The following is a 289-nucleotide window of genomic DNA, read 5'->3' as shown; positions in this document are numbered from 1 at the left end:
TGGATCTGCTCGCCAGTCTCCAGGAGGAGCATCTCTTTCCCGTGCTGGAGCAGAACCCAGAGACAGCGGACCTGGTCCGCGGCGCACGCGATGATCATCAACAGACCAAAGCTTTCCTGAATGAACTCGCGGCCACCCCGAAGGACAGCGATACGTTCCTGGCCAAGGTGGCAGAGTTGCGGAAGGTGTTTCAGCAGCACATCCGCAACGACAAGAACGAGCTGCTGCCGGTGGTGCTGAAGGTCCTGAGCGAAGAAGAGGTCGAGGCCGTCGTCGAGAAGGTTGAGGA

Annotated in this window: 1 protein-coding gene; it reads left to right on the top strand. The window is 59.5% G+C overall.

Annotation, left to right across the window (positions count from 1 at the left end; translation table 11 throughout):
* Positions 1-41: 41 nt before the first annotated feature.
* On the top strand, positions 42-289 hold a 248-nt coding region (locus KBI52_RS00425), incomplete at its 3' end, for a hemerythrin domain-containing protein (protein ID WP_210804742.1).

Origin of the sequence: Microvirga sp. HBU67558 (assembly GCF_018069605.1) — a bacterium.
GTDB lineage: Bacteria > Pseudomonadota > Alphaproteobacteria > Rhizobiales > Beijerinckiaceae > Microvirga > Microvirga terrae.
The sequence above is the reverse complement of the archived record's forward strand: the minus strand, read 5'-3'. Positions and strand labels throughout refer to the sequence as shown.